The organism is Amycolatopsis sp. NPDC104775 (assembly GCF_055583325.1).
On record NZ_JBVJOE010000012.1, the window covers coordinates 182959 to 196032 of the forward strand.

The window sequence follows — 13074 nt, forward strand, 5'->3', positions numbered from 1 at the left end:
GCCAGGAAACTAACTAGACCGGTCGTCATAGTTTGAGCTACCGTAGGGCCATGGTCAACCGCACCGACACGCGCCGCCGGATGCTGGAGTCGGCGGCTGAGCTGTTTCGCACCCAGGGCTATCACGCCACCGGGATGACTCAGCTCGTGTCCGAAAGCCGGGCCCCGAAGGGTTCGCTGTACTTCCATTTCCCCGGCGGCAAGGAACAGCTGGCCGCCGAAGCGGTGCGGCTTTCCGGCGAACGACTGGCCGGGCAATTCCGCGAAATCACCGCTGACGCACCGGATCCGGCCACTGCCATCGATCTCATCGTGACCGCCCTGGCCACTTCACTGTCCGAATCGGAATATCGCTGCGGCTGTCCTATCGCGACTGTGGCGTTGGAAGCCGCCGACAGCGAGCCGATCCGCGCCGCCTGCGACCAGGGTTACGAAGGCTGGCTGCACGACATTTCCGCTTACTTCACCGAGCACGGTCTGCCCGACGATCGTGCCGCTTCCCTGGCGACAATCGTGCTGTCCGCGATCGAAGGTGCGCTGCTGCTGGCGCGCACTCGACGGGACACCGCGCCGCTGCGAGCCGTCGCCGCTCATCTGCACACCACTGTGGAACGGGAGTTCGCCTAATGCGCGTACACCACTTCAACTGCGGCACCATGCGCCCGATCGGCGGCAGACTCGTCGACGGAAAGCCCGGGCTGTTTCGCCGCGCCACCCTCGTCTGCCACTGCATGCTGGTCGAGACCGGCACCGGATTGACCCTGATCGAGACCGGGATGGGTTCGCCCAGCGTCACCGACGCGGCGCGCTGGCTCGGCCCGCGCTTCCTGCGCACGTCGAATCCGGTCGCGGACGAAAGCGAAACCGCGCTAAGCCGCATTCGCGCATTGGGTTTCGATCCGGCCGACGTCCGCGACATCGTCCTCACCCATCTCGACCTCGACCACGCTGGCGGACTCGTCGACTTCCCGCAGGCACGTGTGCACGTCTACGGCAAGGAACTCGACGCCTACCGCGCCGGCAATCCGCGGTACCGCGATGTCCAGTTCCGCCACGGTCCACAGTGGAAGTCCTATTCGGACGTTGGGGACAGCTGGTTCGGCCTGGAAGCTGTCCGCGAGCTGGACGGCGTCGAAGGTGTCGCGCTCGTGCCGCTCGCCGGACACACTGTCGGACACGCGGGGGTGGCTGTCGACACCGGATCCGGCTGGGTGCTCAACGCGGGCGACGCGTATTTCTTCCACCAGGAGATCGACGCCGAGCCCTACTGCCCGCCCGGATTGGCTATGTTCGAACGGCGGGTCCAGACGCTGCCCGGGCCGCGGCGCGAGAACCAGCGCCGGTTGCGCGAGCTGCGCCGGGACCACGCCGACGAGGTGACCGTGTTCGCCTCGCACGATCTGACCGATTTCGTCCGGCTCAGCGAGAGGAGCACGGTATGAAGGTGCACCACCTCAACTGCGGCACGATGCGCCCGCTCGGCGGCAAGGCACTCGACGGCCGCCCCGGGATGCTGCGGCGCAGCACGATCGTGGCGCACTGCCTGCTCGTGGAGACCGCCGACTCGCTCGTGCTGGTCGACACCGGGTTCGGCACTCGGGGCGTCACCGACTCGCGGCGCTGGCTCGGCGGCCCGTTCATGGCGATGGTCGGCGCGAAGCCGACCATGGAAGAGACCGCCGTGGCACAGATCCGGGCACTGGGCCACGATCCCGCCGACGTCCGGCACATCGTGATGACCCACCTCGACGTCGACCACGCCGGCGGTCTCGCCGATTTCCCGGACGCCACCGTGCATGTCCGCACCACTGAGCGGCGGGCCGCGGACAATCCGAAGAGCTTCCCGGAGAAAACGCGGTACCGTGCCGAGCAATTCGCGCACAGTCCACTGTGGAGTACCTACGACGAAGCCGGTGAGAAGTGGTTCGGCTTCGACGCGGTGCGACCGCTGCGCGGTCTGCCGCCGGAGATCCTGCTCGTCCCGCTGCCCGGCCACACGCACGGTCACTCCGGCGTCGCGGTCGACACCGGCGACGGATGGCTGCTGCACGCCGGCGACGCGTATTTCTTCCACGGCGAGGTCGCCCCGGTGAACCCGCACTGCCCGCCCGGCATGCGCGTGTTCGAGGCGATCAACCAGATGGACGGAGCCGCCCGCCGCGCCAACCTCGCCCGGTTGCAGACCCTCGCCCGCGAGAAGCAGGACGAGGTCTCGGTGTTCAGCGCGCACAGCCAGGTGGAGTTCCAGGCCTTGCGCCGGAATACCTCGCAGCCCTCCCAGGGTTGAGTAGCGCATGACGCGCATCCGGTACGTCGGCGGCCCGACCGCCCTCCTCGAGTACGGCGGGACCCGCCTGCTCACCGACCCCACCTTCGACGGCCCCGGCGATTACCCGATCGGCAGCCGCAAGCTGGCGAAAACCGTCGGCCCCGCGGTCGCGGCGGCGGAGGTCGGCGCGGTGGACGCGGTGCTGCTTTCCCATGACCAGCACCCGGACAACTTGGACGCGGCGGGGCGAAAGTACGCCCTCGACGCCCCGCTGATCCTGTCCACCGCGTCGGCGAGGGAACGAATCGGCGATCCGGTTCGGGCACTGGCCAACTGGGAGTCATACGACCTCGACGGCGTCCGTGTCACCGGCGTGCCCGCGCAGCACGGGCCAGACGGCAGCGAGCATCTCGTCGGCGAAGTCACCGGTTTTGTGCTCGAAAGCGACGGCCAGCCAACGGTTTACGTCAGCGGCGACAACGCTTCTCTCGACGTCGTGCGGCAGATAGCCGAGCGCTTCGACCGGATCGACATCGCCGTCCTGTTCGCAGGCGGCGCCCAGACTCCGCTGGTCGGCGACGCGTACCTCACGCTGCCCAGCGAGGATGCAGCCGAGGCGGCCCGGATCCTCAACGCGCGTCAGGTCGTCCCGTTGCACTTCGAGCATTGGGCGCATTTCACCCAAGGCCCGGACACCCTCGGCCCGGCTTTCACGCGAGCCGGACTCGCGGACCGGCTGCAGGTGCTTAAACCCGGAGAAGAGATCAGCTTCCGGTAAGCACGAATCCTCCGTCCACAGTGATCACCGCGCCGGTGACGAAACTGTTCTCCATCAAGTAAAGATTCGTCGCCGCGATCTGATGCGCCTCGCCGACCGCCTTGGTCAGCGTTCGTTCCGTGAAGGCGGCGACCATCGCGTCCAGCTGTGGCTGAGGAAGGCCGTCCCACATCGGCGTGTGGACCGGCCCCGGGCGGACCGTGTTGACCCGCACCGGGGCCAGGTCGACCGCCAGGCCGCGCGCCAAACCCTCAATCGCGCCAACCGAACCGGCCGCGAGCGCCGCGCCAGGGGTCGGCCGGATGCCAATGATCCCGGACGTCAGCACGATCGAGCCGCCCGGCCGGATCCGCGGCGCGGCGTGCTTCACCGCACTCACGACACCCCAATAACGGACGTAGAACCCGCTCTGCGCGTCATCGAGCGACAGGTCAGCGAGTGGCTGCTGATGGAGCGCGTCACCTGCGGTGTAGACCAGATGGTCCAGCGAGCCGACGTGCTCGAACAGGGCCGCGACGCTCGCGTCGTCGCGTACGTCGGTGACGAATCCTTCGCAGGTGCCCGGCAATTCGGCGAGCGCCGCGTCCAGCCGTTCCTTGCCGCTCGACGCGATCGTGACGGACGCACCCGCCTCCGCCGCCGCCTGAGCGGTCGCCAATCCCATCCCCGAGCTGCCGCCGATGACGACAACCCGCTGGTCAACCAAAGACATGAGCAGCCCTTCCGAAGGTTGATGACTCAGTGAGACATCAACAGTAGCAGTGATGACCCACTGAGTCATCACTGCTAAGATCGCTGCATGCCGCGCTGGGATCCCGAAGCCAAGGAGCGGCTCCGCGCGGCCGCGCTGGAGCTGTTCGCCGAGCACGGGTACGAGAACGCCACAGTCACGCAGATCACCGAGCGCGCCGGGCTGACCCGGCGCACGTTCTCGCGCTACTTCGCCGACAAGCGCGACGTGCTGTTCTCCGGTTCGGAGCAACTCCCAGACGCCATGGCCGACGCCGTCCGTCGCGCCGACCCCGCGTTTCCGCCGTTTCAAGCGCTATTGGCCGCACTGGTCGAGGCAGGCGATTTGTTCGCTGGCCTGGTTTCGTCTGCCGCGCAACGGCGCGCGATCATCGCGTCCAGCCCGGAACTGCAAGAACGCGAGCGCACCAAACTGGCGGCCGTTACGGAAGCAGTGGTCGAAGCACTGCGGGAACGTGGTGCGACCGAATCGAGCGCGAAGATGCTCGCACAGGTCGGCCTCGCAGTGTTCCAAACTGCCTTCGAGCGATGGTCCGATCAGCCCGAGGACCGGGATTTCGCCACGCTGGTGCAGGAGGCGGCAGCCGAACTCGCCGCCGTACTTACGCCTTCTCCCGCACCTCGATGACCGTAGAGTCTTCCAATTCCGCTTCGGCGGCCTGTTTCGTGCGCCCAGTCGCCCTCAGCACTAGGTAAACCACCACCAGCAGGACGAAGAACGGAATCCCGAACTTCCACGCCGGGTCGAGACCTTCGATCCAGAACGTCGAAACCAGGACGGTGGCAAGGAAAGCGATCACCACGACGTTCACGACCGGCGCACCCCACAAGCGCACCGGGGACGGTGGCAATCCAGCGCGGCGACGGTGGATCCGGAACGCCAGGTGGGTCACCAGAATGATCATCCACACCACGAGCGCGGCGAAGATCGAAATACCGAACAGCACGAGATACGCGTTTGAATCGGAATTTTTGGACAGAATAGTCGCGATCACCAAGCCCGCGGTGGACAGCACGAGCGCGTTGCGGGGCACCCCGGAGGTGGTCAGCCGTCCTGCCCAGGACGGGGCGAATCGGTGCTCGGCAAGGGAATGCAGCATGCGTGTGGTGAGGTAGAGGTTGGTGTTCGCGCTCGACAACGCGGCGGTCAGGACCACGAAGTTCATGATCGTCGCCGCCGCCGGAACCCCGGCGGCTTGGAAAACGCGAACGAAGGGGCTGGCGGTGATAGATCCGCCTTCACCGGTCACCGTCCACGGCACGACCAAAACGACGATGAGCATCGCGGCGACATAGAAGATCGCCAGCCGCACCACCATCGCCCGAGCCGCGCGCGGGATGTCGCGGGCCGGGTTTTCCGATTCGGCCGCGGTTACCGAAACCACCTCGGTGCCGATGTAGCTGAACAGCACGAACACCATGGCCAGCAAGAGCCCGGACACGCCGTTCGGCAGGAATCCGCCGCCCGCGCCGAGGTTCGTGAAACCGGGCGCGGGAGCCTTCGGCAGGCCGAAGAACACGAGAATCAGGCCGAGCGCGACGAACACCAGGATCGCGCACACCTTGATCATCGCGAACCAGTACTCGAACTCGCCGAAAATGTGCACCGCCGCGCCGTTGACGACCACCACCAGCAGCGAGAACACCGCAACCGGAACCCACAACGGAATCTGTGGCCACCAGAACTGGACGTACACGCCGGCCGCGATCGTCTCACCGCCGATCGCGATCACTTGCATGGCCCAATACGCCCAGCGCACCACAAACCCGCTGCCCGCGCCAAGATACTTCTGCGCGATGCTGCCGAACGCTCCTGCTGCCGGGTGCACCACCACCATTTCCGCCAGTGCCCAGGAAATCGTCAGCGCGACGAGTCCACAAAGGACATAGGCGAGCACCACGGCCGGTCCCGCGTGCGAGATCGCCAGGCTCGATCCGAGGAACAGGCCGGTGCCGATGGCCCCGCCGATTCCGATCATCGTCAACTGCCTGCCGCGCAGCCTCCGCCGCAACCGGTTCGAGGACGGGGACTCGGCCATGTCTGCTCCCTACTGGCTCGCCCGGTACTCGGCGATCGCCGCGACGACGGCGTCGAGATCGGACTCGACGTTGTAGTAGTGCAAGGACATCCGCAGCACGTCGCCGCGGGCACTGCACACGATCCGCCGCCCGGCGAGGAACGCCGCCAGCGCGTCGGGATCCCGGTCGGCCAACGCGACGAGCGGACCGCGCCGCGCGTCGTCGAGCGGAGACCGCAGCTTTTCCCCCGCGTCGAGCAACCGCTGCTGCAGCTGCCCGGTCAACCCGGCGAGGTGGTCGCGCACCCGGTGCGGGTCCACCTGGTGCACCAGCTTCAACCCGGCGACCGCGCCGTACGCGGACGGGATCGACGGCGTCCCAGTCTCGAACCGGCGGGCGTGCTCGGGATAGTCGAGGTGGCGCGGGTCGAACTCGAACGGGTTCGTACGACCGAACCACCCGGTCAGCGGCGGGGAAACCTCGTCTCGCAATCCTGGCCGCACGTAGAGGAAGGCGATTCCGGAGATGCCAAGCAGGTATTTCAGGCTGCCGCTGACGAGGTAATCGCAGCCGAGTTCGGCGACGTCGACCGGTTCCACGCCGAGGCCCTGGTAGGCGTCGACAAAGCTTCGGGCACCGTTTTCCCTGGCCAGCGCGGCAACTTCGCGCACCGGGAAGCGCAAACCGTTGGCATAGCTGACCAACGGGACGGACACCAGCTGCGTCTGCTCGGTGATGAGCGCGGCGTAATCCTCGGTGTCGACCAACCCGTCGTGGTGCGCGACGAACTGAACGTCGGCACCGCGGCCTTGCTGCGCCAGCCAAACATGGCCCAGCGACGGGAATTCCAAATCAGTCGTGACGATTCCCGGCCGTTGCGACCACGCTTGGGTGGACGCGACCTGATACGCGCCTTCGGAGGCGGACGGCACGACAGCGATGTCATCCGCGGCCGCACCGATCAGCTGAGCGAACAGCGCACGCGCCTCGGCGACCTTCGCCATCCACTTATCCCACGGCGCCCCGTGCTCGCGGATGGTGTGCTGGAACTCGAAAAGCTCCGCGGTCAGCGCGTCCGAAAGCGCACCTTGGCTGCAGCTCGCGAGGTGCACCGAGTCGGCGAAGGCAGGGAAATGCGCCCGGAAAGCGGCTGGGCTGGGCTGGTCGGTCACGACACTCCGTTCCTTTACTGGCGGGCGAGACCGGTCCGTTCGCCACCGTAACGGCGCGAGCACCGTGCGTCGATGCTCCGACCGGCGGCCTTGCGACACCGGACGCCCGGCCCAGGATCCCTGTTCACCCTGACTGATCGATGCCTGCTATTCCGTCAGTGCTGTTGAAACCGGTACTGTAGATAGGGCCTTCCGCGCTGTCAACGACCGTCAAGGATCCGCAATAGCGCGCCCCGCGACCGAGAGGACGCCCCGATGAGCAGCCCCACCGAAAGCGCGGTCGACCAGCTCCTGACCCAGCTGGCGCAGGGCCGGCTGCGGGTCGTCGACCTCACCACCAAGCTCAGCGCCGCCACTCCGACCCTGCGGCTGCCCGAGCCGTTCGCGAACCTGATCGATTTCAGCCTCGAACCGGTCAGCGAGTTCGACGATTCCGGACCGCTGTGGCGGCACAACAACATCCACACCGGCGAGCACATCGGCACCCACCTCGACGCGCCGCGGCACTGGATCTCCAACCGCGACGGCGCGGACGTTTCGGAGCTGCCGGTGAGCAGGCTTGTCGGACCCGCGCACGTCCTCGACATCTCCGCGCGCGTCGCCGACGATCCGGACTTCTTGCTGGAGATCGACGACATCCGAGCCTGGGAAGCCGAGCACGGGCCGTTGCGCGCGGGCGGATGGCTGCTCGTGCACTCCGGATGGAACCAGTACGCGCAGGACCGCGAGGCGTTCCTCAATTTCTCCGACGGGACCAGCCACACCCCCGGCATTTCAGCCGCCGCGGCGAAATGGCTCGCCGAGGAAACGCCGATCGCTGGCTACGGCGTGGAAACCGTCGGCATCGACGCCGGGAACGGCTTCGCGCTCGACCCGCCGATGCCCGCGCACCACCATTTGCTCGGCGCGGACAAATACGGCATCACCTCGTTGCAGAATCTCGATTCACTGCCGCCAACCGGTGCGCTCGTCGTGGTCTGCCCGCTGCCGATCGTCGGCGGGACCGGCAGTCCGGCGCGAGTTCTCGCGGTGACGCCGGGGGCACAGTCGTGAAGGTCGCCCAAGCCGTCGGGATCGCCTTGGCACGGTTCGGCGTCCGCAAGGCGTTCGGCGTGGTGGGGAGCGGAAATTTCCACTTCACCAACGGCTTGATCCAGGGCGGGGCCGAATTCGTCGCGGCCCGGCACGAGGGCGGCGCGACCACGATGGCCGACGCCTACGCCCGGTGCAGCGGCGAGGTCGCGGTGGTGTCAGTGCATCAAGGCTGCGGGCTCGGCAACGCGACCACCGGGATCGGCGAGGCGGCGAAAAGCCGGACGCCGTTGGTGATCGTCACCGGTGAGGCGACCGATCCGCTGTCGAACTTTCACATCGACCAGGACGCACTCGCCCGGTCCGTGGGAGCCACCAGCATTCTGGTGCGGTCAGCGAAAACCGCGCTGGCCGATACGCGGCGGGCGTTCACTCAAGCCCGCCGCGAGCGGCGGACTGTCCTTTTGCGACTTCCCTTGGACGTGCAAGCCGATCCGTTCGAGGAAAGCCTTCTCGACGATCTCACCGTCATTGAGGCACTGCCGCATCCGCGAGCCGCCGAGGCAGAAGTAAGGGCGCTCGCGTCGATCCTGCAGAACGCTGAGCGTCCGGTATTCCTTTGTGGACGCGGTTCTCGGGCAGCCCGGACCGAATTGGTCGCGCTGGCGGACCGCTGCGGAGCGCTGCTCGCCGAGGGCGCGGTCGCGAAAGGACTGTTCGCTGGTGAGCCGTGGTCCATCGGAGTGTCCGGCGGGTTTTCGTCACCGCTGACCACCGAGCTGATCCAAGGCGCGGACGTCGTCGTCGGCTGGGGTTCCGCGCTCAACGACTGGACCACGGCGCACGGTCGGTTGCTTTCCCCGGAAACCACGCTGGTGCAGGTGGATCTGGAAGCCGCCGCGCTGGGCCGGAACCGGCCGGTCGATCTCGGCGTCGTCGGCGATGTCGCCGGTACCGCCGCGGCGGTGGCCGCGAAGCTCGAAGTCCACAATGGATACCGCAGCGACGAGCTTAAGGCCCGGATCGCCCGGGAAATCCGCTGGCGCGATCACGAGCACGACGATGCCGGAACAGCCGACGCCATCGACCCGCGCACCTTGTCCGCCGCGCTGGACGAAATCCTACCGGCCAACCGGGTCGTCGGCGTCGATTCGGGGAACTTCATGGGCTACCCCACGATGTACCTCGACGTCCCGGATGAGAACGGGTTCTGCTTCACCCAGGCGTTCCAGTCGATCGGCCTCGGTCTGGCCACCGCGATCGGCGCGGCACTCGCCCAGCCGGACCGCTTCCCGGTCGCGGCGTGCGGCGACGGCGGGTTCCTGATGAGCATCGCCGAGCTCGAAACCGTCGTCCGGCTCAAGCTGCCGATGCTGATCGTCGTGTACAACGACCACGCTTACGGTGCCGAGGTGTACTTCTTCGAACCCGGCGGGCATCCGGCCGACACCGTAACTTTCCCGGACACCGACATCGCCGCCATCGCCCGCGGTTACGGCTGCGACGGGATCACCGTCCGCGCCAAGGAAGACCTCGACGAAGTGGCGACACGGATCACCGCCGGACTCGACCGTCCGCTGGTGGTCGACGCGAAAATCGCCGGGTTCAGCGCTTGGTGGCTCCAGGCCGCGATGACGCACCACTGAGCGCCCGCTTCACCAGCAGGTTCACCACCCACAACAGGACGCCCACCGCGAGCAGGATGCCAGCCACCTGGTAGTCCTGCGCCGGGCGGCCGGACAGCGGACTGACCAGGTACAGGCAGCACACCGCGGCCAGCACCGGCACCACCGTCGGCGCACGGAAATGCTTGTGCGGCGCCTTGTCCTTGCGCAGCACCAGAAGCGCGATGTTGACGATGGCGAACACCACGAGCAGTAGCAACGCAGTCGTCCCGCCGAGCGCACTGATGTCCACAAAGGACACCAGGCCGATGGCGATGACGCTGGTGAAGATGATCGACACCCACGGCGTCCGGCGAGTCGGATGCACGCGGCCGAACACCGGCGGCAGTACGCGTTCGTTCGCGAGGCCGTAGAGCAACCGGCTGGCCATCAGCATGTTGATCAGCGCGGAGTTGATCACCGCGAACAGGCCGATGGCGGAGAAGACCTCGCGGGGGAAACCCGGTGCGCCGACGTCGAGGACCTTCAGCAGCGCGTCGCTCTTCGCGCCCGCCAGTTCGGCGGCCGGGACCAGCAGCGAGGACGTCACCGACACCAGCACGTAGATCGTCGCGGCGATGACCATGCCCCACAGCATCGCGCGCGGGAAAATCCGTACCGGGTCATGGCATTCCTCGGCCATGTTCACCGAGTCCTCGAAGCCCACCATCGCGAAGAACGCCAGCGACGTCGCCGACGAGATGGCGACCAGCCACGTCTTGTCCGCCGTGTCGATCTCGACCAGCCGAGACGGTTCGCCGTCGCCGTTCAGCACCGCCCACACACCGACGCCGATGATGATCAGCAACCCGGACAGTTCGATAAAGGTGAGGACGACGTTGGCCTTCACCGATTCGCCGACGCCGCGGAAATTGATCAGCGCCAGCAACACCACGAACGCGATGCCGACCAGCACCGTCGGCAGCTTCACGAACGCCGCGAGATAGGTCGCGCCGAACGCCACCGCGGCCGATGACGCCGACGTGATCCCGGAACACATCACCGCGAACGCGACCATGAAGGTCAGGAACGGCACCCCGAACGCCTTGTTCGTGTACAGCGCCGCGCCGGCCGCGCGCGGATACTTGCCGACCAGTTCGAGATAGCTGAACGCGGTCATGAAGGCGACCACGAACGCCAGCAGGAACGGCAGCCACAACGCGCCGCCGACGCGGCCGGCGACCTGCCCGGTCAGCGCGTACACGCCGGTGCCGATGATGTCGCCGACCACGAAGAACAGCAGCAGCTTCGGGCCCATGACCCGCAGCAGTGCCGGTTCGGCGGCTTTGGCTGTGCTCTCGCTCACGTCCGTCATGGGCGATTAGTGTGCCTTGTCCGGACTTGGCCGGAAAGGGGGCCAATCAGGCCTTGGCGACCGCCGTGTGCACGAGCGGGGTCATCATTTCCTTGGTCATCTTGACCGGTCCGGTGTAGTTGACCAGCACCGGAACCCCGTTGGACACCTTGGCCGCGGCGAGCGTGGCGGTCTTTTGCTCGTCGGTGTAGAACACCGCGCCGTCGGCGAATCCCGGCACGTCGACCGCGCCCGGCTTGGCCTTCTTGATCGCGGCGATCATGTCGGCGGGCTTGGCCTTGCGGCCCTCGTAACGGGTCACCGCGAGCGCGCCGGCGGTCTTGCCTTCGACGACGTACTCGCAGCTCGTGGCCTTGCCGCCGTTGCTCGGGTTGTCGTGGGCGGGCCCGGCCTTGGAGGTGACGTTCGGGATCTTGATCGCCTTGCTGACGTCGTCGGACGGCAGCAGGGTGCAGGGGTCCGCGGCCTTCGCGGCGGGCGCGGACGAGGAGGCCGGGGCCTTGCTCGCGGGCGGCGGGGTGGGTGCGGCGGCCTTCTGCTCACCGGAAGAGCAGGCGGTCAGAACAGCGGCGGCGGAGATCAGCAGAGCGATCGGATATGCACGCATATCGGGCATGCTATTCCGAACGGAGTAACACTACTGTCAGTGCCCCTCTTCGACCGGAGCCCGGTACCGCCAGAACCCGGGCAGTACCGCCAGCGAAGCCACCACCAGCACGATCACCAGCAGCCCGCCACCGGTCGCCGCGACCTTCGTCCCCCACGCCGCCGCGGACCAGCCGTGCGTGAGGTCGGCGATCCGCGGCCCGCCCGCGACGACCACGGTGAACACACCTTGGAGCCGTCCACGCATCTCGTCGGTGGTGGCGGTCTGCAGGATCGCCTGCCGGTAAACCGAACTGACCATGTCCGCCGCGCCGCCGAGCGCCATGAAGATCACGGCCAGCCACAGCGCGTGCGCGAGCCCGAACGCCGCCATCGCCGCACCCCAGCAGCAGATCGCGATGACGACCGCGGCACCCTGCCGCTGCACCCGGTGCAGCCAGCCGGAGAACAAGCCGATCAGCATCGCGCCCGCGGGCAGCGCCGCGTAGAGCAGGCCGAGCGCCGGACCGCCGCCGGGCGGATCGCCGAACGTCCGCTCGGCCATCTCCGGGATCAACGCCCTCGGCATGCCGGCGACCATCGCGATGATGTCCACGACGAACGACGCCAGCAGCACTTTCTGGTGGGCCAGATACCGGAATCCGTCGACCACCGAGCCGAGGCCCGCCTTGCGCGTCCCCTCGCCGAGCGGCGGGATCGAGGGCAGCCGCCACACCGCGATCAGCGTGATCGCGAGCGCGCAGACGTCCACCAAGTACAAAGTGGACAGTCCGATCACCGGGATCAGCGCCCCGCCGAACAGCGGCCCGAACACCGCGCCGAACGTCGACATCGTGGTGTTGAGCGCGTTCGCCGACGGCAGGAGCGGAGCGGGCACCAGCCGCGCGACGACCGCGCCGCGGGTGGGCATGTTGATCGCGAAAAACGCCTGGTTCGCGGCGAGCAGCGCGAGCACCACCCACACCGAGTGCATCCCGGTGAACGCCTGGAGCCACAGCAGGGCGGAGGTGATCGCGACGCCGACGTTGGTGACGAGCAGCAGCTTCCGCCGGTCGACCGCGTCCGCGATCGCCCCGCCCCACAGCCCGAACACGAGCAGCGGGACGAGCGCGACCGCGCCGGTCAGCCCGACGTAACCGGACGATCCGGTGATGTCGAAAACCTGCTTCGGCACCGCGACCGCGGTGAGCTGCGACCCGACCGCGGTAACCGCGGTGGACATCCACAGCCGCCGGAACGCCGGAATCTTGAGCGGACGAGTGTCGACGACGATCCGGCCGAGGAGCTTGCGAGCCCCGGTGCGGGGCGGGCGTATCCCCGGTTCTGAAGTCACGAGCTATCAGCTTAGTTGCGCTAACGAAGCTGGCGCAGGTGATTTTCCCCGCACGGCAGCCAAGACACCCCCTGCAGTAGGGGCGTGGGGGGCACCCCTGGGGGAGTGGATGTCCTCCAAGGGGGTCTTCCGGAGCC

The 13074-nt window shown here is 67.5% G+C and carries 13 protein-coding genes; 7 read left to right on the forward strand and 6 right to left on the reverse strand.

Going from position 1 to position 13074, the window contains the following annotated elements; translation table 11 throughout:
- Positions 1-50: 50 nt before the first annotated feature.
- Genes ACZ63D_RS38155 through ACZ63D_RS38170 form a run of 4 tightly spaced genes read left to right on the forward strand, consistent with a single transcriptional unit; the run spans position 51 to position 3046 of the window.
- Positions 51-626 carry a TetR/AcrR family transcriptional regulator gene (locus ACZ63D_RS38155; protein ID WP_465359189.1) on the forward strand — a complete coding sequence of 192 codons (576 nt, stop codon included), beginning with the start codon at positions 51-53 and terminating at the stop codon, positions 624-626.
- Positions 626-1441: an MBL fold metallo-hydrolase gene (locus tag ACZ63D_RS38160; protein ID WP_465359190.1), complete on the forward strand. Its 816-nt coding sequence runs from the start codon at positions 626-628 to the stop codon at positions 1439-1441. Before ACZ63D_RS38155 ends, ACZ63D_RS38160 begins: the two co-directional genes overlap by 1 nt.
- On the forward strand, positions 1438-2286 hold the full coding sequence (locus tag ACZ63D_RS38165) for an MBL fold metallo-hydrolase (RefSeq protein ID WP_465359191.1): 849 nt from the start codon (positions 1438-1440) through the stop codon (positions 2284-2286). The genes ACZ63D_RS38160 and ACZ63D_RS38165 overlap by 4 nt, the downstream gene beginning before the upstream one ends.
- Positions 2287-2293: 7 nt before the next feature.
- Positions 2294-3046, forward strand: a complete 753-nt coding sequence (locus ACZ63D_RS38170; protein ID WP_465359192.1) for an MBL fold metallo-hydrolase — start codon at positions 2294-2296, stop codon at positions 3044-3046.
- Here the strand turns inward: ACZ63D_RS38170 and ACZ63D_RS38175 are convergent.
- Positions 3033-3758, reverse strand: a complete 726-nt coding sequence (locus ACZ63D_RS38175) for an SDR family oxidoreductase (RefSeq protein WP_465359193.1) — start codon at positions 3756-3758, stop codon at positions 3033-3035. The two genes, ACZ63D_RS38170 and ACZ63D_RS38175, sit on opposite strands and share 14 nt — an antisense overlap.
- Positions 3759-3845: 87 nt before the next feature.
- On the opposite strand from ACZ63D_RS38175, the gene ACZ63D_RS38180 reads away from it, so the two are divergent.
- A complete protein-coding gene (locus tag ACZ63D_RS38180; RefSeq protein WP_465359194.1) occupies positions 3846-4424 on the forward strand; it encodes a TetR family transcriptional regulator in 579 nt (192 codons plus the stop codon).
- Here the strand turns inward: ACZ63D_RS38180 and ACZ63D_RS38185 are convergent.
- On the reverse strand, positions 4399-5835 hold the full coding sequence (locus tag ACZ63D_RS38185) for an amino acid permease (RefSeq protein ID WP_465359195.1): 1437 nt from the start codon (positions 5833-5835) through the stop codon (positions 4399-4401). The two genes, ACZ63D_RS38180 and ACZ63D_RS38185, sit on opposite strands and share 26 nt — an antisense overlap.
- Positions 5836-5844: 9 nt before the next feature.
- Positions 5845-6987: an aminotransferase class V-fold PLP-dependent enzyme gene (locus ACZ63D_RS38190; protein WP_465359196.1), complete on the reverse strand. Its 1143-nt coding sequence runs from the start codon at positions 6985-6987 to the stop codon at positions 5845-5847.
- Between the two features lie 255 nt (positions 6988-7242).
- Between ACZ63D_RS38190 and ACZ63D_RS38195 the strand changes: the two genes are divergently transcribed.
- Both ACZ63D_RS38195 and ACZ63D_RS38200 read left to right on the forward strand, forming a co-directional pair.
- Positions 7243-8040, forward strand: coding sequence for a cyclase family protein (locus ACZ63D_RS38195; protein WP_465359197.1), 798 nt, complete (start codon positions 7243-7245; stop codon positions 8038-8040).
- Positions 8037-9665 carry a thiamine pyrophosphate-binding protein gene (locus ACZ63D_RS38200; RefSeq protein ID WP_465359198.1) on the forward strand — a complete coding sequence of 543 codons (1629 nt, stop codon included), beginning with the start codon at positions 8037-8039 and terminating at the stop codon, positions 9663-9665. The genes ACZ63D_RS38195 and ACZ63D_RS38200 overlap by 4 nt, the downstream gene beginning before the upstream one ends.
- Here ACZ63D_RS38200 and ACZ63D_RS38205 read toward each other — a convergent pair.
- The 3 genes from ACZ63D_RS38205 to ACZ63D_RS38215 are packed head-to-tail and all read right to left on the reverse strand — an operon-like array spanning position 9625 to position 12937.
- Positions 9625-10998 (reverse strand): APC family permease, encoded by a 1374-nt coding sequence (locus ACZ63D_RS38205; RefSeq protein ID WP_465359199.1) that lies wholly within the window; start codon positions 10996-10998, stop codon positions 9625-9627. The genes ACZ63D_RS38200 and ACZ63D_RS38205 overlap by 41 nt on opposite strands.
- Before the next feature lie 46 nt (positions 10999-11044).
- Positions 11045-11605 carry a DUF3558 family protein gene (locus ACZ63D_RS38210; protein WP_465359200.1) on the reverse strand — a complete coding sequence of 187 codons (561 nt, stop codon included), beginning with the start codon at positions 11603-11605 and terminating at the stop codon, positions 11045-11047.
- A gap of 36 nt (positions 11606-11641) precedes the next feature.
- Positions 11642-12937 carry an MFS transporter gene (locus ACZ63D_RS38215; protein WP_465359201.1) on the reverse strand — a complete coding sequence of 432 codons (1296 nt, stop codon included), beginning with the start codon at positions 12935-12937 and terminating at the stop codon, positions 11642-11644.
- Positions 12938-13074: the final 137 nt, after the last annotated feature.